This window comes from Actinomycetota bacterium, assembly GCA_014360655.1.
Classification (GTDB): Bacteria; Actinomycetota; Geothermincolia; order Geothermincolales; family RBG-13-55-18; genus JACIXC01.
This window is the reverse complement of the sequence record JACIXC010000002.1, coordinates 234,464-258,066: the sequence shown is the minus strand read 5'-3', so window position 1 is coordinate 258,066 and position 23,603 is coordinate 234,464. Positions and strand designations below refer to the sequence as shown.

Here is a 23,603-nt window from a genome sequence, read left to right as displayed (position 1 = left end):
AGCCGCGTATGAAACAGCTATCCTTAGTTCCTGGCCCGAAAACGCGTTTATGGACATGCCTCTCTGAGTTGGCGCGCTTTCACGTCCCAACAGGAGGGCAGGTGATCGCGAGCACCCACCGCCCATCACGCATGCCACGTCCTCCCGCTATAGGTAATATTTACCAACCGGTAGAAAGCGCATCCCGTCTCCCGCCGGAAAAGGGCTCGTCCCCCCGCGCGCATGCCGCCGCCGCATCCGGCCTCACTCCCCCGAGGATACAGCTCCGCGTGAGGGATCGAAGGAAAGGCGCTCGGCGCGGCTGGGCTGCGTGTACCCCGCCCTCGTGCGCCATTGCCGGACGGGCCACCCTCTCTCCTCGGCCAGGCGGCGCAGTCCGCGCTGCGGGTTCACGGCCACGGGGTGGCCGACGGCCTCGAGCAGGGGCAGGTCGGCCAGGCTGTCGGAGTAGAACCAGCAATCCGCCAGGTCAACCCCACGCGCCGCCGCGTAAGCGCGCGCCAACTGCTCCTTGCCTTCGCCGTACGGCAGGGGGCGCTCCAGCTCATCGGTGAGGTAGCCGTCGCGCACCGGGGCCACGGCGGCTATCTTGTCGTCCGCCCCCAGCTGCACGCGCACCTTCTCGGAGACATACTCTCCCGCCGCGGTGGCGATGACCGTGAGGTGCCCCCGTGCCCTGTGCTCGCCTATGCACTCCTCGCCCTCCCGGAAGAGGCGGGGCATGATGCAGGCCTCGTAGGCCTCGTCGAGCATGCGTATGAGCTCGTCGATGGGATACTTGCCGCATTCCCGGAATGTCCAGCGATAGACCTCCTCGCGCGGCAGGCGGTTGAGACGGTAGAGCGCGGTGAACTTCAGGGCCTTCCACACCGCCTCCCATCCCAGGAGGCCCTTCCTTACCATGTACTTGACCACCAGGTTCCCGTTAGCTCCGTCAAGCAGGGTGTGGTCCAGGTCGAAGAAGGCGATATGTCTTCCAGCATCGGCCATTGCCGTTCCTCCTCCCGTCGCCGCCGCCGTGCCGCCCGGCTACCGTTGATGCCCCTGGCGGCCACGGACACGCCACGTGCATGCTACTTTCCCTTGAAGCGCGGTTCCCTCTTCTGGAGGAAGGAGGTGACCCCCTCCATGACGTCCTCGGTGCTCACCGCTATCCCCTGGTAGGTGGCCTCGAGGTCCATGCATGTGCCCAGGTCGTTCTCGAAGGAGCGGTTGAGCATGCGTTTCATCATGCCTATGGCCCGCGTGGGCCCCGCGGCCAGGCGCCTCGCCAGCTCCATGGCCTCCTCCATGAGACGCTGCGGCGGCACCACCCTGTTCACGAGGCCCAGCTCGTAAGCCCGGTGGGCGTCCACCGGCTCGCCGAAGAACATCATCTCCTTGGCCCTCGCCAGCCCCACCAGGCGGGGCAGGAAAAAGGTTCCCCCGGCGTCGGCCACCAGCCCACGGCGCACGAACACCTGTATGAAGCGGGCCTCTTCGGACGCCACGAGCAGGTCGCAGGCCAGCGCGAAGCTGCATCCCGCTCCCGCCGCGTCTCCGTTGATGGCTCCCACCACCGGCTTCTCCATCTCCACCATGTTCCTCACCAGTCGCGCGTATATTCCGGCGGAAAGGCGCATGCCGGCGGGGGTATGTCCGTCGCTGCGCGAGCCTCCTCCCGCCAGGTCGGCCCCGGCGCAGAACGCCCTGCCCGCGCCGGTGATCACCACCGCCCTCGCCGTGTCGTCCTGTTCCAGCTCCTCGAACCTGCGCGCCATGGCCTGCAGCATGCCCAGGGTGAAGGCGTTGAGTACCTCGGGGCGGTTGAGGGTTATTACCTCCACCGCGCCCTCGCGCCGGAAGATCACCTCCTCCATGCTTCCCTCCTCTTCGTGGGGGCCGCGCGCACAGGCACGGGCCCTACCTGCTTCAACCGCCTCGCGCGCCGCCCCTCGGTGCGGCCGCGGCCTCAACCCGTCGCCCCTTCCTCGTCCCGCCGCTCCCCCCTCCGCCCCCATCCCGCGTGCGCGATGATCCCTCACGGGAGTAACCCGAGAAGTTCACGCCCCGCCATCTCCCGCACGCAATCCCGGATCTCCAGCGCCGTGCGCCGCATGAACTCCACCGATTGTCCCAGGGGGTCGTCTATGGTGAAGCTGTGGTCGTAGAGGTAAAAATAGTGCAGGAAGAAGAGGCGCAGCTTCTCGTTGAGGTTCCCCTCCCCCGGCCCCTTTTCCAGCCCCTCCACGTGCCGTATCCATCCCTTCAGTTCCCTCAGGCGTGTCTCGGGATCACGCGATGAGAGCCGCCTTCCCTTCTCCTTTCCCTGTATGACGAATTCCTTGAGCGTGAAGACCCTGTCCACCGCGTCCTGGTACATGGTCAGAAGGCGCTGGCTGTTGTGCATGGCCATGGTGAGGATGAGGTCGGACCCCTCCACGTCGGCGCCGGTAAGGAGGCGGGCGCGATGTCCCGACACGTCGAGGTCGAAGCCGCGCATCACCTCCACCACCTCCGGGGGCGCCTTCTCTCCCTCACGCGCGTCCGTGCCGGCGGACACCGCCTCAACCAGGCCGTCCCTCGCACGGCCCTGCAGGGCCTGCCGCAGGAAGGCCTCGGCCATAACGCTGCGGCACACGTTTCCCGTGCAGACGAAGAGGATCCTCACCGCCGCCTCCCGCACGGCAAGCGTCCGCGCCTTCCTCTCCCGCCGCTCGCGCCCGCGCGCGAAGGGCCATCCGCTGCGCCCAAGCGCAGTGAAGGACATTTGCCTGCCGGCCCGCCACCTGACATGTACCTCAAGACCCGCCACCTACTCCTGCCCGAAGAGGTCCCTCGCCGCTTCCAGGTATACCTCCAGGTCGCCGTCGCTGAAGCAGACGAAATAGACCACGCGCAGGGACGGGTTCGCCTCCAGGACCTCCTTGACCGTGCGCAGGGCAATGGGAGCCGCACGCCTGATGGGGAATCCGTAGGCCCCGGTGGAGATGGACGGGAAGGCCACCGTGGCGAGGCCGTTCTCCACCGCAAGCGAGAGGCTGTTGCGGTAGCAGGAGGCCAGGAGGTCGTCCTCGCCGCTCTTCCCCCCGTGCCAGACCGGCCCCACGGTGTGGATGACGTGGCGCGCGGGAAGCCGGTATCCGCGGGTGATCTTGGCCTCCCCCGTCTCGCAGCCGCCCAGGGTGCGGCATTCCTCCAGCAGCTGGGGTCCGGCCGCCCGGTGTATGGCCCCGTCCACGCCTCCTCCTCCCAGCAGGGTCTTGTTGGCCGCGTTCACGATGGCGTCCACGTCGAAGGCGGTTATGTCTCCCTTGGTGATGATCACCCTGCCGTCCATGAACTCCTGCAAGCTCCTCACCCCCTTCTCCAGATCGCCGTCCTTCCTCCGCTCCCCGCCGAACCACTACCGCCTAACCACTACCGTATTCTAACATCGGCCCTCGCCCCTCCTCCGCGCGAGCCGTCTTGCCGCGACTTTCCCGTGACTCGGGAGACGATGCGCTTTGACGAGGGCCGGGGCGCGGTCTCCTCTCACCGGCGCAAGCCCGTCGCCCGCCACCATCACTCACCCGACCCTTCAACCCCGAAGAGGAGCTCGCGGGCGGCCTCGTTTCCCTCGTGCACTGCCTCCAGGATGCGGCGCGGCGCAACCGCGTCCCCGGCTTCCAGCACGCGCAGACCCAGGCCCGCCGCCGCCTCCAGGGGCTCCCTCTCGGGTACCGCCCCCGCCGCCCATACCACGCTGTCCGCCGGCAGCTCCCCCTTTTCGCCCCTCTGCATTACCGCCACGCCTCGAGGCCCGACCTCGCACACGCGCGCCCCCAGGATGAGCCTGCCCTTCTTCCTCAACAAGCGGTGCAGGAAATAACCGTGCGAGGTCAAGGGAGAGAGGGGAGGGCTTTCCGCCTCCTCCACGACGGTGACGATATGCCCTTTTTCCAGCAGGAGATGCGCCGTCTCCATGCCCACCGGGCCGGCCCCCACGATCACCACCCTCTCGCCCACCTCGCGGTCCCCCAGGAGGACCTCCCGTGCCTCCGCATTGATATCCAGCTCGCAGCCGGGCACCTGCGGTATAAGGGGGCGGGAACCGCAGGCTCCCACCACTCCCTTCCAGCCCCTCTCCTCCAGGACGCGCCGCCAGTCGGCGCAGCGTGTGCGCATCTCCACCCCCAGCGCCGCGAGGCGGCCGCACGCCCATTCCACCCAGGATGCCAGGCTCTCCTTGTGCGGGGGACGGGAAGCCGCCCTCAACTGGCCTCCCGGTTCGGGCTCCTTCTCCACCACCAGGACCTCCGCGCCGGCTTCTCCCATGGTCAGCGCCGCCTGCAGTCCCGCGGGGCCCGCCCCGAGCACGAGGAAGGGACCACGGCGGGCCGGCCGCTCCTCCCCCCGCCACTCGTTGCCGCAATCGGGATTGATGGAACACGTCACCGGCTTGAGCTCAAAGGAAAGGCGTTCTATGCACCCCTGGTTGCACGATATGCAGAAGCGAATGTCCCGGAACCTCCCCTCCGCCGCCTTGGCGAGGAAATGCGGGTCGGCGAGGTGCTGCCGTCCGAAGGCGACCAGGTCCGCCTTTCCTTCCCTTATCACCTCGTCCGCCATGCGCGGGTCGTGCAGCTTGCCCACCACTATGACGGGCACGCCCGCCTCCTCCTTCACCCTGGCGGCGTTCGCCACGTTGATCCCGGCGGGGAAGTGCATGCCGGGAGAGGTCGGGTTGCCGGGTGAATCGTACACCCCACGCGATACGTGAAATGCATCCACCCCCTCCGCCTCCAGCAGGGGGAGCAGGGGGAGGATGTAATCAAGATCGTACCCTCCCCTCACGTCCTCGCAGGAAGAGAAGCGGAAGATCACCGGGAAATCCCTCCCCGCGGCGAGCTTTATCTCCCTGACGACCTCGCGCGCGAAGCGGAAGCGCCCCTCGTCGTCCCCGCCGTATTCATCCTCCCTCCGGTTGGAGTAGGGGGAGATGAACTGGTTTACGAGGTAACCGTGGGCGCCGTGCACCTCGACGGCGTCGAAGCCGGCCTCGCGCGCCCTCACGGCGGCCGCGGCGTAGCATCCCAGGAGTTCCGCTATCTCCTCGCGCGAGAGCTCGCGCGGCACCTGGCCAGTGGCCCTGCTCGCAAGCGGCGAGGGGGCGACGGGCTGGCACCCGATGACCTGGGGGAAGGTCTCCCGCCCCGCGTGGTGGAGCTGTGCCGCGACCGCCGCGCCCGCCTCCTTCACCGTCGACGCCAGGCGCGCCAGGCCGGTAAGGAAGGAGTCGTCGTATATGCCCAGCTCGTACGGGAAGGCCCTGCCCGTGGGGTGTACCGCCAGGACCTCGCTTATCACCAGGCCCACGCCCCCTTCCGCGCGCCTCCCCAGGTAGGCCAGCAGCCGTGGCGTGACCTCGCCCTCGCGCGAGCCGTACGCGGTGCCCATGGCGGGCATCACCGCACGGTTGCGCAACTTGATCCCCCCCAGGCGCACGGGATCCCAGAGGCCTGCGCCGGTCGTCAAGCGCCTACACCTTCCCTCCGTCGTCCCGGGATGGGCGACCCCTTCCGCGCGCTCACGGGGCAACGTCCCTGCCGCCGTCCACGAGGAAGATCTGGCCCGTGACGTACGACGAGGCGTCCGACGCGAGGTAGATGGCCAACCCCACCATCTCCTCCGGCTCCGCAATCCTCCCCAGCGGTATGGAGGTGAGGGCCGCGTTCAGGATGGCCTCGTTGCCCCACAGCGCCTGGCTGAAATGCGTGCGCACCAGGCCGGGCGCTATGGCGTTCACCCTTACCCCGCGCGAGCCCCATTCCTGCGCGAAGACCTTGGTGAGCATGTTGACCGCCGCCTTGGATACGGAATAGACGCCCAGCATGGGCGTCGGGCAGAACCCGGCTTCCGACGATATGTTGATGACCGATCCCGCCCCCTTCTCGCACATCACCTTCCCCACCTTCTGGGTGAGGAAGAAGACCCCCTTCACGTTCACGTCCATGATCTTGTTCCAGGCGGCCTCCTCTATCTCCGCCGTGCCGCAGAAGACGGGGTTGGTGGCGGCGTTGTTGACCAGGATGTCTATCGTGCCATATTTTTCCAAGGCCCCCTGCACCAGCCTCTCTATGCCCTCCATGTCGCCCATGTGGGTGGGTATGACGTAGGCCTCTCCTCCCCTCTCCTCTATGGACTTTCTCACTTCCTCCAGGGCCTCCGCCTTGCGGCTGGCGAGCACCACCCTGGCGCCCATCTCGGCGAAGCCCTCCGCTATGGCCTTCCCTATCCCCCGGCTGCCGCCGGTGATTATGGCCACCTTGTCCTGCAGGGAGAATCTCTCCTTGTACAACTCCATCGACCTCCTTCGCTGTCAAGCCTCGGCGCGCGCGACCCACGGCTCACACGTTCACGGCAATAGTATACTATCCCGCTACTCGCGTGCCCTTTCCCGCCTTTTCCGCCCCGGGATCCCAGCGCTCAGGCGAGCAAGGATTCGTTGATGACAAGGCACGTGCCGGTCTGGTTGAAGACGAAACGCTCCCCGAAGGCCGCGGCCAGCTCGCGCGCCGCCGTCTGCCCGGTGCAGTGGGAGAAGGCCAGCCTGGCCGGGTCCATTTTCCGCAGTTCATCGATGGTCCGCAACAGCTGCTCCCTTCCCAGGAAGGCCAGGTGCGACCCGCCCACCACGGCCAGTATGCGCTCCACCCCGGTGAGCTCTCGCGCGTAAAGGCACGTGTTCATGGCCCCCGCGTGGGCACACCCCAGCACCACCACCAGGCCCTCCCCGGTGTCCACCACCATCGCCTGGTCGTCCAGGAAGGGGTCCACCTCGAGAACCCCGTCAACCTCGCGCTTCAGGTTGGGATCGCCCGGCTCGAAGTCCGTGCGGCGAGGGATGGCGCCCGTGACCCAGACCCCCTCGGCCAGCTCCGCCACTCCCTCGTTCTCCTCGAAGGACGCTCCGGATGCGGCGAGGAAATCCCTGCGCCACGGCATGCCGATGTAACGCCTCACGTCCCCCAACTGGTAATACTTGGCATGAAATGCTGAAGGGTGGCAGATCACCCTGCAGGGACCCGTGGCCTGCAGCATGCGCGGCAGCCCCGCCGTGTGGTCATAATGCCCGTGGGAGAGGACGATGGCCTCCACGCCACGCAGATCGAGGCCCATGCGCGCCGCGTTGATCGTGGCCACCTCGCCCTGCCCGCAGTCCAGCAGGTACCTCCTGCCCTCCACCTCCAGGAGCAGCGACAGCCCGTGTTCCGCCAGGAAAACCGGCGGCGCCGCGGTGTTGTCGCTGAGAACCCAGATCTTCACCTCGCGCATGGCTTACCCTCCTTTTCCTCGCAAGCGCCACCCGTCCACGCGGGCGAGACCCGTCCCCGCCCTGCGCCGCGGGTCCCAGCACATCATACCATTATAAGCATATGCCGGGTTCCGGGGACCGCGTGCGGGAACCCGCATGGCCACTCCGCCTTTCGCCCGAACCATCCCTTGAGCGCTGCGAGCGCGCCGCGGTTCGGGGCATGAGCTTTCCTCGGGGCAAGAGCCAGTGTTTACCGTTTTGCCGCTACCGCCGTTCAACTCCCGCGTGCGTTCCACCCCTGCGGGACATGCGTTCAAGGTCAGGCGAGCACGCGGCCGGGTAGCCGGAAGGCCTTTCGGGCCGCCCGCGCCTTTCCGGACAGCGCTTTCACGGAAACCCGCCAACCGGAACCGGTGGTGCCGTATCGTCCCGGCAGGCGTTTTACGTCTTTCGAGTGGTTGGGAGGGCACCCCATCATCCTGGCAAAGCAAGTTGCTCCGACAGGAGGAAGGGAGCGATCTCCCGGTTGTCCGAACGGGGTGACATGGCTCTGCGTCCGGCCTCTTAAGCTGGAAGATCAGAGCTGGTTAAGGAAGCTCTCCATGTGGTTAAATGACCTAAACGGAAGCGAGTTCGCGACAAGGTGCCATGATGAAAGGTTCTGCCACGGCTGCGATGCGCGCGGGTGTTCCGCGTCGCGTTCTCCTCGCCCTGATCGTCATAACCCTCGCCGTGTGCGCGTTTCCCGCGGCCGCCACGGCGCAGCCTTCCTATTCCTACCAGGCCTTTCACTCGCGCTTCACCGTGAACTCCGACGGCACCTTGCTGGTCCGCCACCTCGTCACCTACAACTTCACGGACCCCTCGGGCTGGGTGGGCATCACCGTGCCCTCCAGTTACGGGTACGTGGAGGAAGGCAGGCTCCTGGACGCGAACGGGGAACCGTTGCCGCAAGGTACCTGGGAGAGCGAGCGCGGGGAAGAGTACTTCACCCTCTGGTTCCACTGCGCGGACGCCGAGCCCGTCACCACCGTCGTCTACGAGTACACCGTGATCGGGGCCCTGAAGGTCTCGGGGGACAGCGTGGAGCTGAGCTGGACGGGAACTCCCACCGGTCGTACCTCGCCCATAGAGGAGAGCTCGCTCACCGTGGAGCTCCCCGCACCCGTCGACCCCGCCGTCTTTCGTTTCGAGGTGAAAACGGAAAGGTACGCCGGGAAGGTGGAGAAGCGCCTGGTGGGGGACAGGCAGGCCGTCGCCGAGCTGCACTCGCTGGGAAGCGAGGCCGACTACGAGTTCCGCTGTTCGTGGCCGGTTTCCATCATGGACCTCGCGGGAAGGGGCTTCCTGCAGCCGGGCGAGGAGGTCCCGGCGGAAGGCATGAAGGAATGGGAGTTCGAGCGCTTCGACGTGGACATCACCGTCGAACCCGACGCCTCCTTCACCGTGCGCGAGACCCAGGTGATCAACTTCCGGGGCGACTTCTCCTTCCTCAACCGGGACCTGAGCGACGCCGGCGCCAGCTTCGAGGAGGGGAGGACCTACGGAAAGGTGCGCATCCGCGACATAGCCGTCTACGACCTGCATGGCGATCCCTATGACGAGGGCCTGTGGTCCGTGGAAAAGCTTTCCAGCGGAAAGCGGGTGCACATAGACTTCCAGGCGAGCGACGAGACGATGGGCTGGGTCATCGAGTACCGCATGACGGGCGCCCTCATCTTCGCCCCGGACCACGCGCGCCTCTACTGGGACGCCGTCTCCTCCGACCGCCCCGTGAACATCAAGTCCTCGCGCATCACCGTCTCCCTCCCCCCGGGCACCGACATGTCGGCGGTGCGCACGAAATACTACTTCGACCTCATCTCGCCCCCCTCCCGCCACGAGAGCGGGCGCGAGGGGGACCTGCTCTGGTGGTCCGTCGAGGACGTCGACCCCTACAGCACCTTCACCATCGACGTGGCCTTTCCCCGCGAGGCGGTGAGGGTGCCCTGGCAGTACGGCCGCGCCTGCGGGGCCGCCGCCATATCCGCCTCGGGCGCCTTCATCGCCCTCGTCCTCGCCCTCATGCTCCTGCTCTGGTGGCGCAAGGGCCGCGACATCGGCCGCCGCGGCATGCGCGTGGTGCGCTACGACCCGCCGCAGGGTCTCACGCCGGCCATGACGGACATGCTGGTGCGCGAGAGCACGCGCGTCCCCGCCATCACCGCCACCATCGTCGACCTCGCGCGCCGCGGCTTCCTCGCCCTGCGCGAGGAGGAGAGGCGCGGGGTGATAAGGCGCAGGGTGTTCGGCTTCCGCCGCCTCCAGGCCGACACCTCCTCCCTGCTGCCCTACGAGCGCAAGCTGCTGGATTCCCTCTTCATCGCCGGCGACGACGTCACCGAGGACGACCTGGCGAACGCGTTCCATATCCACGTCAAGCCCATCCTCGACGGGGTGCGCAAGGAAGTCCTCAAGAACGGGCTCTTCGACAGGGACCCGGCCAGGATACGCGCCGCTTACCTGGCCGGGGGCTTCGTCATGTGCGCCATCTCCGCCGCCTTCCTGTTGCTGCTACCCCGCTGGTTCGACCTGGGATGGTTCAGCGTCGCGGCGGCGGCCCCGCTGCCGGCGGGCATCCTGGTCGCCGCCGTGGGATGGTTCATGCCCCGCCGCACGCGCAAGGGTTCCGAGGCCTACGAGCATGCCATGGGGTTCAAGGAATACCTGGTCACGGCGGAAAGGGAGGAGCTCGAGAGCATGACCCCCGAAAACTTCGAGCGCAACCTTCCCTACGCCATGGTGCTGGGCGTCAGCGAGGCGTGGTTGAGCAAGTTCCGCGACATATACAGGACGCCCCCCTCATGGTACGAGGGCGGGGGAACGGCGCTCGGCTTCGCAGCGTTCGCATCCTCCCTGCGCTCCATGGAGGGCAGCCTTGGGCGCACCCTGACCTCCACCCCTGGGTCGTCCGGGTCTTCCGGCTCGGGGGGAGGCTTCGGCGGCGGTTTCTCCGGGGGCGGCTTCGGGGGAGGCGGTTCCTCGGCAGGCTGATACGCGCTCTCATGCGAGCCACCATGCCCTTCTTCACGTACGCCCGGCTCCGCCCGCCTCCCAGGTCATCGGGCATTCACCTTGCGGTCCGGGCGCGGACCGGAACACATGGGGAGCGCGCTGTCCCCGGGAACCGAGCGCGCGAAAAAACGGGCTCACGCCCTCGCGGGTAGCGGGGCTACGGGATCGTCCAGGCCGCCGATACGCGGCGCGCCGAAACGCGTCTCAGTGCTCGTGGTCGTGGGGGTGCTCGTGCAGGTGCTCGTGCACGTGGGTGTGCTCGTGGTCGTGTTCCGCGTCCTTCTCTCCCGGGTGCTCGTGGTCATGGGGATGGGTATGGGGATGACTGTGCGCGTGGGCGTGCTCGTGGCTGTGGGCGTGCGCGTGCGCCGCCTCCGCCTGCTCCCTCACCGCCTTTTCCACCGCGTCGTCCAGTTTCCGCGCGGCGCGCTCCAGGCCCTCCCGGGCGGCGGCGATGTCCGACGACATCTCCTCCCAGCCCAGGTGGGAGGCCAGTGCTTCCAGCTGGGAAAGGGTCACCGACTCCGCCTCCAGCCGCCCGCGCGCCTGGCGCAGCGAGATCTTCATGATCAAGGGCGAACGGTCCTCGTGTGCGCTCATGAGCGTATTATATAACCACCGCGGGCGCGCCGCCACGGTCGGGGAACACGCCGACTTCGGCCGTCAGCCCCGGGCAGGGCGCGGGGACGTTTAAGGATCCCCGTGCAGGGCAAGAATACGTATGTCAAGGCCCGGAACTGCGGATGAGGGAACGGCGCTTTATGCCCAAGATACTATTCGTATGCAGCGAAAACGCGGCGCGCAGCCAGATGGCGGAGGCCTTTTTCAACCACGTGGCCACGACATGGAGTGCGGAGAGCGCCGGCACCGCTCCCGGCAAGGGGGTCAATCCGCTGGCCGTTGAGGCCATGTCGGAGATGGGCCTGGACATCTCGCACGCGCAACCCAAGCCCCTCGACCTCGACCGCCTGGACGAGTTCGCGCGCATCATATCCTTCGGATGCATCGTCAAGAGCGTCTTCCCCGCCCGCGAACGCCTGGAGGAATGGCCCCTCCCCGACCCGGGCAAGGGAGACCTGGAGACCATGCGCACGGTCAGGGACGAGATTCGCAGGAGGGTGGGGGAACTCGTGCGAGAGCTGGAGGGGAGAACGGATACATCATAGTCCGGGAAAGGGGGCGCGGCAGGACAATCCATGAGCCGGCATGCGTCGGCGGGAACGTCCGGCATCACGGAATCGGCGGAGAGGTTCCTCTTCCGGGAAGCGATTCTTTCCGTTAAAGGTCACTATGCACTGATGCCTTGAAGGCTCGCGCACCGGCGGCATGGTCGCCAGGTGCGCCTTGATCCGGGCGAAAGGCCCGCAACCATCCAGCTCGCAAGGATGCGATCGCCTGGAGGGTCGCAGACGCCAGCCGCAGAGGAATGTCGGGCGACAGCAAAGGGAGGGAGAAGGATGAACGGTGATAACGGTAAGCGTTGGGGGAGGATGAACGTCGGCGAGTGGCCGGTACGCTGGGCGGCGCGTTACCCGGACGAGCCCGCCATCAGGTACGGCGACCTCACCCTCACCAAGGCGGAGTTCAACCGCAGGATAAACCGCCTGTCCCACGCCTTCCAGGAAATGGGAGTGAAGAAGGGGACCCGCTTCGCGGCCCTCATGGCAAACAGCCACGTTTTCCTGGAGGTGCTCATGGCCCTCAGCAAGCTGGGAGGGATCATGGTCCCCCTCAATTTCCGCCTCGCCGTCCCGGAGCTGGAATACATCCTCGGGGATTCCGAGCCCATAGGGTTGATCTACTCTCCCGAGTTCGCGGAAGCGGCTCAGGCGCTCAAGGGCAAGGTGGCCGGGATGTCGCACTTCGTGCGCGAGCTGGAGGGAGGGGAAGAATCCGATCCCCTCTACGAGGACCTCATCGCGGGGAAGCCGGAGGAGGAACCGGTTCCCGACGCGGAGGTCACGCTGGACGACGTGCAGTTCATAATGTACACCTCGGGCACCACGGGGAAGCCCAAGGGAGCGGCCATCCTCCACGGCAACACGCAGTGGAACGCCATCAACTCCATCAACATGTACGCCTTCGATTCCGGCGACGTGAGCATCGCCTGCGCTCCCCTCTTCCACATCGGCGGGCTGGCCGTATCCGCCTTCCCCTCCCTCTACGTGGGGGCCACCGTGGTCGTCCAACGCTTTTACAACCCGGTGGAGACCCTCCAACTCATCGAGAAGGAGAGGGTGACCTTCATGTTCGGCATCCCCGTGATGTTCCTGCTCATGACCCAGGTGCCGGAGTTCGAGACAACCGATTATTCCAGCGTGCGCTTCTTCATAGCCGGGGGAGCCCCCTGCCCCCGTTCCCTCATAGAGACCTGGCTCAAGCACGGCATAACCTTCAACCAGGGATACGGGATGACGGAGACGGCGACGGCCATCACCGCCCTGCGCACCGAGGATGCCCTGCGCAAGCTGGGGTCCTGCGGCAAGCCCGTCTTCCACACCGACATCCGCGTGGTGGACGCGGAGGGCAATGACCTCCCCCGCGGGGAGATGGGCGAGGTATGGGTCAAGGGGCCCAACGTCATCCGCGAATACTGGAGGTTGCCGGAGGCCACCGCGGAGTCCATAACCGACGGCTGGCTGCACACCGGGGACATGGGTTACATCGACGACGAGGGTTACCTCTACCTCGTCGACCGCAAGAAGGACATGTACATAAGCGGCGGTGAGAACGTCTATCCCGCCGAGGTGGAGGACGTCCTCATGTCCTTTGAGAAGATAGCCGACGCCGGGGTCATCGGCATCCCCGACGAGAAATGGGGTGAAGTGGGGATGGCGGTGGTGGTCCCCAAACCCGGCGTTGAACTGAGCGAGGAGGAGGTCATCCAGTTCTGCAGGGGGAAACTTGCCAAGTACAAGATCCCCAAGAAGGTGGTATTCGCTGAATCCCTTCCCCGCACCGCCACCGGGAAGATCCTGAAGAAGGAGCTCAAGTCGCAGTTCGGGGCCTGAGTCATCGACCTTGCTGTCCTTGTTCTGGCATAGTCGCGTTTTTCGCCATAAACGAGGAAGAAGAACCTATACGCACGCATCACGTCCAAGACGTAGTACGACCCCTGTGCCTGCCGCCGGTGTCGCAACATGCTTTCGTCTGGTATCTTATGGACATCCGTTTGAGGTACCGTTCACGCGACAACGACGGGGTCATCTGATGGGAGTGGCCGTAGTAACGGACAGCCAGACCTGCATACCGGCGCAACTTGCGGCGGAGCTGGGCGTCACCGTCCTCCCTTACTCCCTTCAGCTGGATGACCGGGTATACCGGGACGGCATCGACATCACTCCGAAGGAGTTCTACGAGCTGCTCCCCACCCTTTCGCAACCCGCCACCACCTCCGCCATCCCGCCGGGCGCATTCATGGAATCGTATACCGACCTCGCGCAGGAGCACGACGCCATCCTCGTCATCACCATCGCGAGCACCATGAGCGCCACCTACGCCAATGCCCGCCTTGCCGCTGATTCCTTCACGGAGGTCCCCGTGGAGGTGATCGATTCCGGCACCGCGGCCATGGCCCAGGGCCTGGTGGTGCTGGAGGTGGCGGATGCCGCCTCCCGCGGTTCTCCACTTCGCGATTGCCGGGAGCTGGCCCTTGCCCTATCGCAGAAGGCGGAGCTCTTCGCCTACATATCCACCTTCGAATACCTGAAGAAGAGCGGCAGGGTGAACGCGGTCACCGCCTTCGCCGGGGAAGCCCTTTCCATAAAGCCCGTGTTCCGCTTCAAGGACGGGAGCGCGATGCTCGTCTCCAGGAAACGGTCTCCCGCCGCCGCGCAGCGCCTCATCTCCGCCCATGCGGCCGCCTGCGGGCGGGAGAGGGGTCCCCTGCGAGTGGCCGTATTTCACGCCAACGACAGGGATAACGCTGAGAGACTGTCCTCGCTCATCGCCGCAAAGGTGGCCCTGAGAGGCGAGATGTTGCTCACCGAGTTCACGCCGGTGATGGGTTGTCATACAGGGCCCGGCGTGGTCGGCGTCGCCTTTCTTTAGCGGCCGTTGCGCGCGTCCGCCCGCCCTACCCGGCGTTTGTCGTCCCCTCCGTTTCGACTTCGCCCGTGGCCTCCTCCCTTTCCTCCACCCTCTCCCGCAGGGGCAGGAAAGCCACCGAGCCTATAAGCACGCCGGCAGCGAACATGGCGATGGTCACGCCCCATACGTGCAGCCTGTAGAAGCCCAGGTGGAGGTGGAAATCGTCGACGGCACCGGCCAGCGCGGCCGCTATCGCCGCCCCGACGAGCAGGAATATGCGCGAAACGGCGTGGAAGACCGCAAAGGCCTTGCCGCGGTTCTCGTCCTCGACCATCTCCTGGACCATGGTGATGCCGGTGAGGAAAATGGCCGAGAAGGCGGCTCCGAACACCAGGGCTGCCAGGTAAGCCATGAACATCACCGTGATCAGCGACATCCAGATGAGGGTGCCGCCTGCGCATAACAGTCCCACCTTGAAGATGAACCACTTGGCCCGCACGCGGGAGATGAACTGCAGCCCCACGATGCCCGCGAGCATTCCCAGGCCGAAAAGGGCCATGAGGAAGCCGAACTGGGTGTCGTTCCCCCCCAGCACATCGTGCACGTAGACCACGCCCACGGCAAAGAGGGCTCCCCCTCCCAGGGTACCCGTGGCCAGCGCCGCGGTAAGGGTACGCATGAAGCGGTTACGGAAGGCGAAGGAGAAGGAGGAGCCGATCCCCACGTGCCGCTGTCGTTCCTCTCCCCCTTCCACTCCCCTCGCGAGGCTGAGCGGCCTGCCGATGCGGGCTACCATGAGCGCAGAGAAGAAGAAGGTGAGCGCGTCGGCGATGAAGGAGAAGAGGTAAGGGTGGTCCGAGAAGAAGGCCGCCCCCTCCAGCCAGCCGAAAAGGGGCGATGTCCCCACCACCAGTAAGGCGAAGACGGCCGCGGCCAGTGGTATGGAACCGTAGGCGCTTCCCATGGTCATGGAGTTCGCCATGGTCAGGAGGTTGCCGCCCTCCACCAGGTTGGGCAGGCTGGCGTCCCTGGCCGCCAGGTAGAGGACGGAGAGGAACTCCATCAAGAAGATGAGCACGTAAAGGTAGGCCAGTGAATCCAGCACGGCAACCCAGAGGATGAGAAAACCGCGCAGAATATCGCAGTATATGAGTATCTTCTTGCGGTCCCAGCGGTCGCTTATCCAGGTGGCGACGGCCCCCGAGAAGGCGGAGGGGACGACGCGCAGCACCAGCAGCCCGGCCACCGCCGCCGCTGACCTGCTGCGGTTCCAGACCAGGGCCAACAGCGCGAAGGTCGCCAGCCAGTCGCCGATGGAGGACACGGACTGCCCCACCCAGAGGCGGCGGAAATCGCCGTTTCTCCACAGGGCCTTCAGGTCCGCGAGCACTCCGCTCGCGAGCTCCGCCGCCTGGCGCTCCCCCTCCACCGTCTCCTCCCGTCCCGCTGCCACTACCTGCATTCCCTTTCCGAGCCTCGCCGGGTCCGCCGCGCCTACCCCCTTGGAGCCGCAGTGCCCCGGCCGCCGCCTACCTCTCCGCCTCCCTGTCGTAAACCAGCCTGCTCCACAGTACCGCCAGGGGGTCCTCCCCCACCTTCTTCTTCCCCAGGCCCGGACTTCCCTGCAGGCGCCGCGCCACGGTGATGAGCAACACTACCAGCGCATACGACACCAGCGCGGGAGCCCTTCCCAGGCGCCAGGACACCACGGGTACGAGCATGACGCCCACGAGGTTCAACTCCGCCGTATGGTGCGTGAACACTCCCAGCGCCAGGAAGGCCACCAGCATGGCGCCCTCGTAAGGGAGAAGGATGAGGGTGCCTGTCAGGGCCATGGCCATGCCCCTCCCTCCCTGAAAACGCAGGTAGAAAGGCCAGTTGTGGCCGGCGATGGCCGCCAGCCCCGCGGCCGCCTGCCAGGCGAGCGAAAACCCCGTGGCCCGCAGCAGCAGGATCGCCGCCGCTTCCTCCGCGCAGTCGGCGAAAAAGGCGACGGCGGCAGGCCCCTTGCCCGCATGCAATGCAAGGTTGGACGCGCCCAGGTTTCCGCTGCCCACCCTGCGCAGGTCCATACCCAGACGCCGCCTGGCCACGATGTGCGAGAGGTTGACGCTTCCCAGGAGATACGAGGCCAGGACCCACACCATGCCGAGCAGGCTACGCAATATTCCGCCACCCCCGCGCCGTAAATCGACCTGAGCAGAACCTCCGTTATGATAGCACAGGGCTGATGCGCATGACGGCGCAAGTGCCCCCGGCGAACGGTCGTTCACGCTCTCCACGCCTCACATGGCATGGATTCCCATGCGGACCTTCACGCCGGCCCTCCCTTCTCACCGGCATCATCCACCCGCCCCGAAAAGACCCCGCGCAGCAGGGACGGGAAGGCCGTCACCGCCAGGCCGGCCGCCGTGCACACACTCCCACCCGCCACGAGCGTCACGGGAATGGAGGTCGCGTCCGCGAGATAGGCCAGGAACATGCCCCCCAGTGGATAGATGCCCTGGAAGACGAGGATGTACAGGCTCATGATGCGCCCGCGCATCTCCCTTTCCACCCTCGCCTGCAGCACGGTATTGATGACGGCGCTCAGCATGAGCGAGGAAGCCCCGATGCAGAACGCCAGGAGCAGGCAGATCCAGAGATCCCTGCAGAATGCGGTCGCCGTCAGGCTCAAACCGAAGATGAGAGCGGTGGCCTTTATGAGCGTTTTCTCCGGCAGCAGCCGGCGCAGGGCGCTCACCAGCGGCGCGCCGGCCACCGCCCCCACCCCGATGAGGCTCAGCATCGCACCGTAACCCCCCGAACCCCTTCCCAGGACCTCCCTCGACATGCCGGGCAGAAGCACCAGGAAGGATAGCCCGAAGAAGGAGAAGACGGCCAGAAGAGCGAGGAGGTTGCGTGACCAGCTTTCCCCGAAGGCCGTGCGCACCCCCTCAACGATATGCCTGCCCGTGCGCCCGGAAACCGCCGCTGCCGGCGTCCTTGTGCGCATCGCGAGCAGGGCCAGGATTACGGCGAGGAAGCTGGCGGCGTTTATGTGGAAGGCCGCTTCCGCCCCCCAGGCGTTGAGGATGAGCGCGCCCAGCAGGGGTCCCACCGAGCGCGCCAGGTTGAACTGCGCCGCGTCCAGGGCGATCCCGTTGAGCATGTGCTCGCGTGGCACCAGGTCGGGGATGAGGGCCCGCCAGGCGGGGAAATTGAAAACGAAGGCCATGCCCATGACGGCGGTGAGGGGGACGATCACCGCCATGGAGGTGGTCCCCAGCCGCAGGCTTAGGGCCAGCGCGAAGGCTCCCAGCATCATAACAGCCTGGGTGACCAGTATGAGCCGCCGCCGGTCGAGCCTGTCCGCCAGCGAACCGGACCATAGCACGAGGAGCAGGACAGGCAGGAACGAGGCCATGTTCACCGCCCCGACCCAGGAGTTCGAACCCGTCGTCTCCCTCACGAACCAGAGCAGCGCGGTGTTGTGTATCCAGGTCCCCACGTTGGATACGAAGGCTCCCGTCCACAGGATCCGGAAATCACGGTAGCGGAACGAGGAAAAGGTCCCCCTGGCGGTAACGCTCACCTCCATCGTCTCCATGCCATCTTTATAAACCCCCGGCCTGTCGCGCACAACACGGTCGGGACGGCGCGCCGGGGCCTCCATGCGTTACAATTGCGACAAGGCATGATTCGCGAAAGGGGGTAGTCGACATGGAGATCGCGCCCGGATGGGAACATCATTACGCCCACGTGAACAACATACGGCTCCATTACGTCAGCGCGGGTGAGGGGCCGCTGGTGGTCCTGCTCCACGGCTTCCCGGAGTTCTGGTACTCCTGGCGCCACCAGATCCCCGTGCTGGCGGAGCGCTTCCGCGTGGTGGCCCCCGACATGAGGGGGTACAACCAGTCGGAAAAGCCGGTGGGGGTGCACCGGTACCGGGTAAGGGCGCTCATGGAGGACGTCGCCGGCCTCATCCGCCACCTGGGCGAGGAGAGTGCCGTCCTGGTGGCCCACGACTGGGGAGGGGGTGTGGCCTGGCCCTTCGCCGCCCACTATCACCACATGGTCGAACGCCTGATCATCCTCAACTGCCCGCCTCCCGAAGTGCTCATCGACCACCTCATGAAGAACCCCGCGCAGAGGCGGCGCTCCTATTACATGTTCCTCTTCCAGGTCCCCTTCCTACCGGAACTCCTCATGCGCCGCCGCGACTACCTGATGGTGAAGAGATTGTTCCGTGGATGGCTGCTCGACAAGAGCGCCCTCACGCCCCACGACATCGACATGTTCAAGGAGGCCGCCGCAAAGCCGGGGGCGCTCACGGGGGGCATCAACTACTACCGTGCGGCCTTCCGGCAGTTCCTGCGCTCCCCGCGGGGACAGTCGCAAAACGCCCCCAAGGTCAAGTGCCCCACCCTGGTCATCTGGGCGGAGGAAGACCGGGCGCTCGGGAAGGAGCTGACCTACGACTTCCATACCGCCGTGGAGGGACCGTTAGAGATAAGGTACATACCGGGGTGCAGCCACTGGGTGCAGCAGGAGAGGCCGCAGGAGGTCAACTCGCTCATCATGGATTTCCTCTCCGATCACGCGTAGACGCGGCATGTTAAAACCCCGGCCTCGGCCGGGGTTTCATCCTGGTGTCGGAGGGGGGACTTGAACCCCCATGAGGAAGCTCCTCACTAGGCCCTCAACCTAGCGCGTCTACCGATTCCGCCACTCCGACGCAATCTCAGGCCCGCCGCGCGGGGGGTCACTTCTCCTCGGGCTCCTCGCCCTCCTTCAGCCTGCGGTTCCGAAAACCAGTATATATTCTCTTTCGCCGGCGGTCTATTATCTTCGACGCGTAGAATATGTCCTTGGAAACGCGACCGTACTTGCCGATGACCTCCACCTTGTCCCCGTCCTCCAGGGGAGGCGGGAAGCGGAACCCGCGGTAGAACCAGACCTTGACGCTGTGCCCCTCCTCCTCGACCAGGTCGAAATTGATGTCGAAGGTGAGGGTCTTCGACCTGTGGTTGGCCTTCTTGGGCAGAAGTGTGGGCAAAGGGTACGTGGAGACGTTGAGGATGATGCCCCTCTTTACCAGCTTTGCCACTTCTCGCTCCTCCAACGCCAGCGCGACCCTCATAAGGATGGCTAGATTTTTATCGTCACGGGAAAGCCACTCCTTGAGAAGGCTACTCCCTTTGCGCCCGCAGCAGCTCGGCAACCTCCTTCATGATCAGGGCGGCCAGCTCGGTCTTGGGCATGAGGTCAAGGGCCCTCTCTTCGCCGTCGCGGAAAAGGAGCACCGCCATGTTGCGGTCCTCGTCAAAACCCGAACCCGGCAGCGAGACGTCGTTCGCGACCAATATGTCCACGTGCTTCTCGCGCAGCTTACGCCGCGCGTGCTCGAGCAGGTCTCCCGTTTCCGCCGCGAAGCCCACCAGCACCTGCCCCGCACTCCTGCTCTCGCTCAGCTCCCCCAGGATATCGGGGGTACGCACCAGCTCCAGCGTAAGGGAATTCTTTCCTCCGCGCTTGATCTTTTCCCCGCTGCGTTCCCGGGGCGTGAAATCGGCCACCGCCGCCGCCATGACAACCGCGTGGCACGCCGCCGCCCGGGACATCACCGCGTCCCTCATGTCCGCCGCCGTCTCCACCCTCACCACTTCAACGCCGACGGGGGGTTCCAGGTACGTGGGGCCGCTCACCAGCACCACCTCCGCCCCCATGCGCTTCGCCGCCGCGGCCAGGGCGTATCCCATCTTGCCGCTGGACCGGTTGCCGATGAAGCGCACCGGGTCCAGGGGCTCACGCGTGCCGCCCGCGGTCACCAGCACGCGCCTTCCCGCCAGGTCTCCCGCAAGCGCGAAGACCTCCATGGCGGCCTCCACTATGCGCGCGGGCTCGGCCATCCTCCCCTCCCCCTCCTCCCCGCAGGCCAGGTCGCCGCTCTCCGGCCCCACCACGCGCACCCCTCTCTCCCTCAGCTTCCTCAGGTTCTCCTGCGTGGCCGGGTGGCGGTACATGGCGGTGTTCATGGCGGGAGCCACGAGCACCGGTGCACGCGTCGCCAGGAGCGTGGTGGAGAGGAGGTCGTCCGCGATACCGTGAGCCATCTTGGCCAGCAGGTTGGCGGTGGCGGGGGCCACTATGACCAGGTCCGCGTTCCTGGCCAGGTAGATATGCTCGATGGGTTTGCCCTCGGCATCGAAGAGGCTGACCGCGACGGGGTTTCCGCTCACCGCCCGGAAGGTCTCCGGCCCCACCAGCCGCGTGGCATGCTCGGTCATGATCACCCTCACGTCGCAGCCCCGCAGCACCAGCTGGCGCACCGCATCCACCGCCTTGTAGGCGGCTATCCCTCCGGTGACACCGAAAACTATGCGGTTCATGGGAAGACCCGCTCTACTTTACCCCGTCCTCCGGCATCTCGAATTCGAGCTTCTCCTCGGCTATCTCCTCCAGGGCCAGGGAAAGGGCCTTGTTGGAAGCGGACCTAACCTGCGGGCCCGCCTCGCTTCCCAGGCCTTCCCCCAGGTGGCGGAAGTAATTATTGATCTGGCGCGCCCTCTTTGCCGCCGCGATGGTCAGACCGAACCTTGAATTGTTCATCACCTGCAGCAGATCGTCGATCTTCGTCTTCATCAACACCTGTCCAGAACCTCCGTTTCCTTTATTAACCATCCCTTCAGGACCGGCTTTCCTTCTCATATATAGCACAGAGCTCGTCCACCGCGCGAGACAGCTCGTCATTCGTGATCACGTAGTCGAAGTTCCCCGCCTCCCGGTTCTCCCGTCGGGCGTTTCTCATCCTCTCCGCGATCTCCTCCTCGCTCTCAGTCCCCCTTTCCCGCAACCTCCTCTCCAGCTCCCGGAGGGTGGGGGTGCGCACGAAAACGGCCACGGCTTCCGGCATCTTCTCCCTCACCTGCCTGGCGCCCTGCACGTCTATCTCCAGCAGCACGTCGTATCCTTCCCGCATCTTATCCAACACCCGCGTGCGGGGAGTGCCGTAGCGCTTTCCGTGCACCTCGGCCCATTCCAGGAATTCCCCCGCATCCGCTCTGCGCGCGAACTCTTCCTCTTCCAGGAAAAAATAGTCCACTCCTTCCCTTTCTCCCGGACGGGGCCGGCGCGTGGTGGCGGAAACGGAGAGCCACGTCCGCGGGTAACGGCGAAGGAGCTCCGCTATCAAGGTACCTTTCCCCGCACCGGAAGGCCCGGCCACGACGAAAAGGCGCCCACGCCGCATCATGTCTCCCGTGTTTTCAGACCGCAGTGCGACTCTCGCGGTTCCCTGTTCGAGGAAAGTCGTTGCTCGAGGTTATCCTCAGGAGAACTTGTCCTTCAGGGCGCTGATCTGCTTGGGTCCCAACCCCTTGACGCGCCGCGTCTCGCTGATGCCGATCTCCTCCATGATCTTCGCCGCGCGCAGCTTCCCCACGCCAGGCAGCGACTCGATTACCGATTTGACGGTCATCTTGCCGTATATCTCATCGTCGACTCGTTTCAGCACGTCGCTTACCTTGAGTTTTCCCGCCTTCAGCTTCTTCTTTATCTCAGCTCTCTCCTTGCGGACCTTGGCCGCCTTTTCCAGAGCCAACTTGCGCTGTTCGGGCGTCAGTTCCGGAAGCTTCTGCTTGGCCATTTCATCCCTCCTCCGTTCGAAACCCTAACCTCAATGGTCCATACAAGTATAAACCGCCTTTTACCTGCAAACAAGCCATCGAGCCAGGCGCTCGCGGCGTGCCGCCCCTTTCACTCCAGCCTCCTGCTGCCAGGTATTTCCAACTGCAACCCCCGGGCGCACAGGGGGCACTCCGCCGCCTCCCACACCGGGGCATCCAGCCTCAGGAGCACCTTCTTGGGCACGCCGAAATCGCGGTCGTCTCCGCGCTCTATGATCGCCTCCAGGCCCACCACCTCGCCCCCCTGCTCCCGCACCAGCTCCATGATCTCCAGCACAGAGCCTCCGGTCGTTATGACGTCCTCCACTATGATCGCCCTCTCCCCCTCGTGCACCTGCTGACCGCGGCGCAGGGTCAGGCGCCCCTCCTGCCTCTCGGCGAAAACCATGCGCTTGCGCAGGGCCAGCGCCACCATGTACCCGATGATGATGCCTCCCATGGCGGGACTTATCACCAGCTCCGGCCGGAGCTCCTCCGCCTCGCCCGCCATCTCCCTCGCCAGGCTCTCCGCAAGGTTCGGGAACTGCAGGACCTTCGCGCACTGCACGTAGGTATCGCTGTGCAGCCCCGAGGAGAGGAGGAAATGCCCCTTCTGCACGGCGCCCTCTCGCTCCAGTATCTCCAGCACCTCCCACTGGTTCATCGCCCGCTCCTCCCTTCCTTCCGCTCGCGTGCGGCGTCATGCGTCCCGCAGGCCGCCCCGACATGTTCTATATGCCCGGCTGCGGCCCCCTCATAAACCTCCCTCCCCATCGTCGTCACGTCCCTGCGGCGCGCCGCAGCGACCTCATGGCCTCCCTCGGGTCGGCATGCGAGGTGACCGACCTCCCCACCACCAGGTAATCCGCTCCGGCCTCCATGGCTTCCCGCGGCGTCGCCGTGCGCGCCTGGTCATGTTTCTCCGCTCCCGGCAACCTGATGCCCGGGGCCACGAGGAGGGGCTCACCGCCTAGCGCCTCGCGCAACGCCCGCAACTCGAGGGGTGAGCACACGAAGCCGTCCAGGCCGCACTCCCATCCCAGGGTGGCCATGCGCAGGACCGTTTCCTCCATGCCTCCCGCCCAGCCCGCCTCGCGCAGCCCCGCCTCATCCAGGCTGGTGAGCACCGTCACCCCGAGGACAAGCGGTTTTCCCGTTCCTCTTTTCCGCGCCGCCTTCCGCGCGGCCTCCACGGCCCCTTCCAGCATCTTCCTGCCGCCGCACACGTGCACGGTGAACATGTCCACCTCGAGTTCGGCAAGCGCGGCCGCCGCACCCCGCACCGTGTTGGGGATGTCGTGCAGCTTCAGGTCGGCGAAGACGCGGTAACCGGCTCCTTTCATCGCGACAAGTATCTCCGGCCCGCAGCGCGTGTAGGCCTCCAGGCCTACCTTCACCGTCGCCACCTCGCCCCGCATGATGCGCGCCAGGCTCAGCAGCCGCTCCCTGTCTCCGGTATCCAGGGCCAGTATGAAGGGGTCTTCAACCCTTGCCATCCTTGCACCTTCCTGCAAATCGACGTCTCCGCCGGGTCCCCGCTCACAAGCGGCGAAACCATGCCCTCCCCACGCGACGCGGCGGCGGAAAGACCCTGC

The 23,603-nt window shown here is 65.9% G+C and carries 23 protein-coding genes and 1 tRNA gene; 5 read left to right on the top strand and 19 right to left on the bottom strand.

The features are described 5' to 3' along the window. Window positions 1–243 precede the first annotated feature (243 nt). From H5T73_02685 to H5T73_02655, 7 genes are all read right to left on the bottom strand, one after another. Window positions 244–990, bottom strand: a complete 747-nt coding sequence (locus H5T73_02685) for an HAD-IB family hydrolase (GenBank protein ID MBC7246674.1) — start codon at window positions 988–990, stop codon at window positions 244–246. An 83-nt stretch (window positions 991–1,073) separates the two neighbouring features. Then, the gene (locus tag H5T73_02680; GenBank protein MBC7246673.1) at window positions 1,074–1,859 is read right to left on the bottom strand and encodes an enoyl-CoA hydratase/isomerase family protein; all 786 of its coding nucleotides are present in this window, start codon (window positions 1,857–1,859) and stop codon (window positions 1,074–1,076) included. Window positions 1,860–2,020: 161 nt separating this feature from the next. Beyond that, window positions 2,021–2,665: a hypothetical protein gene (locus H5T73_02675; GenBank protein MBC7246672.1), complete on the bottom strand. Its 645-nt coding sequence runs from the start codon at window positions 2,663–2,665 to the stop codon at window positions 2,021–2,023. A gap of 129 nt (window positions 2,666–2,794) precedes the next feature. Continuing rightward, a complete protein-coding gene (locus H5T73_02670) occupies window positions 2,795–3,319 on the bottom strand; it encodes an O-acetyl-ADP-ribose deacetylase (protein MBC7246671.1) in 525 nt (174 codons plus the stop codon). A gap of 224 nt (window positions 3,320–3,543) precedes the next feature. Continuing rightward, window positions 3,544–5,496 (bottom strand): FAD-dependent oxidoreductase, encoded by a 1,953-nt coding sequence (locus tag H5T73_02665; GenBank protein ID MBC7246670.1) that lies wholly within the window; start codon window positions 5,494–5,496, stop codon window positions 3,544–3,546. A gap of 52 nt (window positions 5,497–5,548) precedes the next feature. Further along, window positions 5,549–6,325: a glucose 1-dehydrogenase gene (locus H5T73_02660; protein MBC7246669.1), complete on the bottom strand. Its 777-nt coding sequence runs from the start codon at window positions 6,323–6,325 to the stop codon at window positions 5,549–5,551. Window positions 6,326–6,447: 122 nt separating this feature from the next. Continuing rightward, window positions 6,448–7,296 carry an MBL fold metallo-hydrolase gene (locus H5T73_02655; GenBank protein MBC7246668.1) on the bottom strand — a complete coding sequence of 283 codons (849 nt, stop codon included), beginning with the start codon at window positions 7,294–7,296 and terminating at the stop codon, window positions 6,448–6,450. A 628-nt stretch (window positions 7,297–7,924) separates the two neighbouring features. Between H5T73_02655 and H5T73_02650 the strand changes: the two genes are divergently transcribed. Further along, window positions 7,925–10,309: a DUF2207 domain-containing protein gene (locus H5T73_02650; protein MBC7246667.1), complete on the top strand. Its 2,385-nt coding sequence runs from the start codon at window positions 7,925–7,927 to the stop codon at window positions 10,307–10,309. A 225-nt stretch (window positions 10,310–10,534) separates the two neighbouring features. Here H5T73_02650 and H5T73_02645 read toward each other — a convergent pair whose 3' ends face one another. Then, window positions 10,535–10,903: a hypothetical protein gene (locus H5T73_02645; protein ID MBC7246666.1), complete on the bottom strand. Its 369-nt coding sequence runs from the start codon at window positions 10,901–10,903 to the stop codon at window positions 10,535–10,537. Window positions 10,904–11,073: 170 nt separating this feature from the next. Here H5T73_02645 and H5T73_02640 point away from each other — a divergent pair, with 170 nt between their 5' ends. The 3 genes from H5T73_02640 to H5T73_02630 all read left to right on the top strand — a co-directional run bounded on the left by H5T73_02640 (window position 11,074) and on the right by H5T73_02630 (window position 14,380). After that, window positions 11,074–11,496, top strand: coding sequence for an arsenate reductase ArsC (locus H5T73_02640; GenBank protein ID MBC7246665.1), 423 nt, complete (start codon window positions 11,074–11,076; stop codon window positions 11,494–11,496). A 291-nt stretch (window positions 11,497–11,787) separates the two neighbouring features. After that, complete coding sequence (locus H5T73_02635; GenBank protein ID MBC7246664.1) at window positions 11,788–13,341, top strand: long-chain fatty acid--CoA ligase; 1,554 nt, start codon at window positions 11,788–11,790, stop codon at window positions 13,339–13,341. A 205-nt stretch (window positions 13,342–13,546) separates the two neighbouring features. After that, on the top strand, window positions 13,547–14,380 hold the full coding sequence (locus tag H5T73_02630) for a DegV family protein (protein MBC7246663.1): 834 nt from the start codon (window positions 13,547–13,549) through the stop codon (window positions 14,378–14,380). Window positions 14,381–14,405: 25 nt separating this feature from the next. Here the strand turns inward: H5T73_02630 and H5T73_02625 are convergent, their stop codons facing one another. The 3 genes from H5T73_02625 to H5T73_02615 all read right to left on the bottom strand — a co-directional run bounded on the left by H5T73_02625 (window position 14,406) and on the right by H5T73_02615 (window position 17,948). Continuing rightward, window positions 14,406–15,821, bottom strand: coding sequence for an MFS transporter (locus H5T73_02625; protein ID MBC7246662.1), 1,416 nt, complete (start codon window positions 15,819–15,821; stop codon window positions 14,406–14,408). 67 nt (window positions 15,822–15,888) lie between these two features. Continuing rightward, window positions 15,889–16,524 carry a glycerol-3-phosphate acyltransferase gene (locus H5T73_02620; protein MBC7246661.1) on the bottom strand — a complete coding sequence of 212 codons (636 nt, stop codon included), beginning with the start codon at window positions 16,522–16,524 and terminating at the stop codon, window positions 15,889–15,891. 149 nt (window positions 16,525–16,673) lie between these two features. After that, window positions 16,674–17,948, bottom strand: coding sequence for an MFS transporter (locus H5T73_02615; protein MBC7246660.1), 1,275 nt, complete (start codon window positions 17,946–17,948; stop codon window positions 16,674–16,676). A gap of 113 nt (window positions 17,949–18,061) precedes the next feature. Between H5T73_02615 and H5T73_02610 the strand changes: the two genes are divergently transcribed. Then, on the top strand, window positions 18,062–18,949 hold the full coding sequence (locus H5T73_02610; protein ID MBC7246659.1) for an alpha/beta hydrolase: 888 nt from the start codon (window positions 18,062–18,064) through the stop codon (window positions 18,947–18,949). Window positions 18,950–18,991: 42 nt separating this feature from the next. Here the strand turns inward: H5T73_02610 and H5T73_02605 are convergent. From H5T73_02605 to pyrF, 8 genes are all read right to left on the bottom strand, one after another. Then, window positions 18,992–19,079 (bottom strand) — tRNA-Leu (locus H5T73_02605). Window positions 19,080–19,106: 27 nt separating this feature from the next. Beyond that, on the bottom strand, window positions 19,107–19,451 hold the full coding sequence (locus tag H5T73_02600; protein MBC7246658.1) for a hypothetical protein: 345 nt from the start codon (window positions 19,449–19,451) through the stop codon (window positions 19,107–19,109). Window positions 19,452–19,533: 82 nt separating this feature from the next. After that, a complete protein-coding gene (gene coaBC / locus H5T73_02595; GenBank protein ID MBC7246657.1) occupies window positions 19,534–20,733 on the bottom strand; it encodes a bifunctional phosphopantothenoylcysteine decarboxylase/phosphopantothenate--cysteine ligase CoaBC in 1,200 nt (399 codons plus the stop codon). A gap of 13 nt (window positions 20,734–20,746) precedes the next feature. After that, window positions 20,747–20,986 carry a DNA-directed RNA polymerase subunit omega gene (gene rpoZ, locus H5T73_02590; protein MBC7246656.1) on the bottom strand — a complete coding sequence of 80 codons (240 nt, stop codon included), beginning with the start codon at window positions 20,984–20,986 and terminating at the stop codon, window positions 20,747–20,749. Between the two features lie 43 nt (window positions 20,987–21,029). Then, window positions 21,030–21,596: a guanylate kinase gene (gmk, locus tag H5T73_02585; protein ID MBC7246655.1), complete on the bottom strand. Its 567-nt coding sequence runs from the start codon at window positions 21,594–21,596 to the stop codon at window positions 21,030–21,032. A 75-nt stretch (window positions 21,597–21,671) separates the two neighbouring features. Continuing rightward, entirely contained in the window at window positions 21,672–21,989 is a 318-nt protein-coding gene (locus H5T73_02580; GenBank protein MBC7246654.1) for a hypothetical protein, read from the bottom strand. A gap of 110 nt (window positions 21,990–22,099) precedes the next feature. Next, window positions 22,100–22,672: an orotate phosphoribosyltransferase gene (locus H5T73_02575; GenBank protein ID MBC7246653.1), complete on the bottom strand. Its 573-nt coding sequence runs from the start codon at window positions 22,670–22,672 to the stop codon at window positions 22,100–22,102. A 115-nt stretch (window positions 22,673–22,787) separates the two neighbouring features. Continuing rightward, a complete protein-coding gene (pyrF, locus tag H5T73_02570; protein ID MBC7246652.1) occupies window positions 22,788–23,504 on the bottom strand; it encodes an orotidine-5'-phosphate decarboxylase in 717 nt (238 codons plus the stop codon). Window positions 23,505–23,603: the final 99 nt, after the last annotated feature.

Excerpts from the sequence above, each read along its gene's own strand:
- H5T73_02670 (MBC7246671.1), bottom strand. The coding sequence starts at position 3,319 with ATGGACGGCAGGGTGATCATCACCAAGGGAGACATAACCGCCTTCGAC.
- H5T73_02610 (MBC7246659.1), top strand. The coding sequence starts at position 18,062 with ATGGAGATCGCGCCCGGATGGGAACATCATTACGCCCACGTGAACAAC.
- H5T73_02685 (MBC7246674.1), bottom strand. The coding sequence starts at position 990 with ATGGCCGATGCTGGAAGACATATCGCCTTCTTCGACCTGGACCACACC.
- H5T73_02660 (MBC7246669.1), bottom strand. The coding sequence starts at position 6,325 with ATGGAGTTGTACAAGGAGAGATTCTCCCTGCAGGACAAGGTGGCCATA.
- H5T73_02580 (MBC7246654.1), bottom strand. The coding sequence starts at position 21,989 with ATGGCCAAGCAGAAGCTTCCGGAACTGACGCCCGAACAGCGCAAGTTG.
- H5T73_02575 (MBC7246653.1), bottom strand. The coding sequence starts at position 22,672 with ATGAACCAGTGGGAGGTGCTGGAGATACTGGAGCGAGAGGGCGCCGTG.
- gmk (MBC7246655.1), bottom strand. The coding sequence starts at position 21,596 with ATGATGCGGCGTGGGCGCCTTTTCGTCGTGGCCGGGCCTTCCGGTGCG.
- H5T73_02680 (MBC7246673.1), bottom strand. The coding sequence starts at position 1,859 with ATGGAGGAGGTGATCTTCCGGCGCGAGGGCGCGGTGGAGGTAATAACC.
- H5T73_02650 (MBC7246667.1), top strand. The coding sequence starts at position 7,925 with ATGATGAAAGGTTCTGCCACGGCTGCGATGCGCGCGGGTGTTCCGCGT.
- pyrF (MBC7246652.1), bottom strand. The coding sequence starts at position 23,504 with ATGGCAAGGGTTGAAGACCCCTTCATACTGGCCCTGGATACCGGAGAC.
- rpoZ (MBC7246656.1), bottom strand. The coding sequence starts at position 20,986 with ATGAAGACGAAGATCGACGATCTGCTGCAGGTGATGAACAATTCAAGG.
- H5T73_02640 (MBC7246665.1), top strand. The coding sequence starts at position 11,074 with ATGAGGGAACGGCGCTTTATGCCCAAGATACTATTCGTATGCAGCGAA.
- H5T73_02615 (MBC7246660.1), bottom strand. The coding sequence starts at position 17,948 with ATGGAGACGATGGAGGTGAGCGTTACCGCCAGGGGGACCTTTTCCTCG.
- H5T73_02625 (MBC7246662.1), bottom strand. The coding sequence starts at position 15,821 with ATGCAGGTAGTGGCAGCGGGACGGGAGGAGACGGTGGAGGGGGAGCGC.
- H5T73_02635 (MBC7246664.1), top strand. The coding sequence starts at position 11,788 with ATGAACGGTGATAACGGTAAGCGTTGGGGGAGGATGAACGTCGGCGAG.
- coaBC (MBC7246657.1), bottom strand. The coding sequence starts at position 20,733 with ATGAACCGCATAGTTTTCGGTGTCACCGGAGGGATAGCCGCCTACAAG.
- H5T73_02655 (MBC7246668.1), bottom strand. The coding sequence starts at position 7,296 with ATGCGCGAGGTGAAGATCTGGGTTCTCAGCGACAACACCGCGGCGCCG.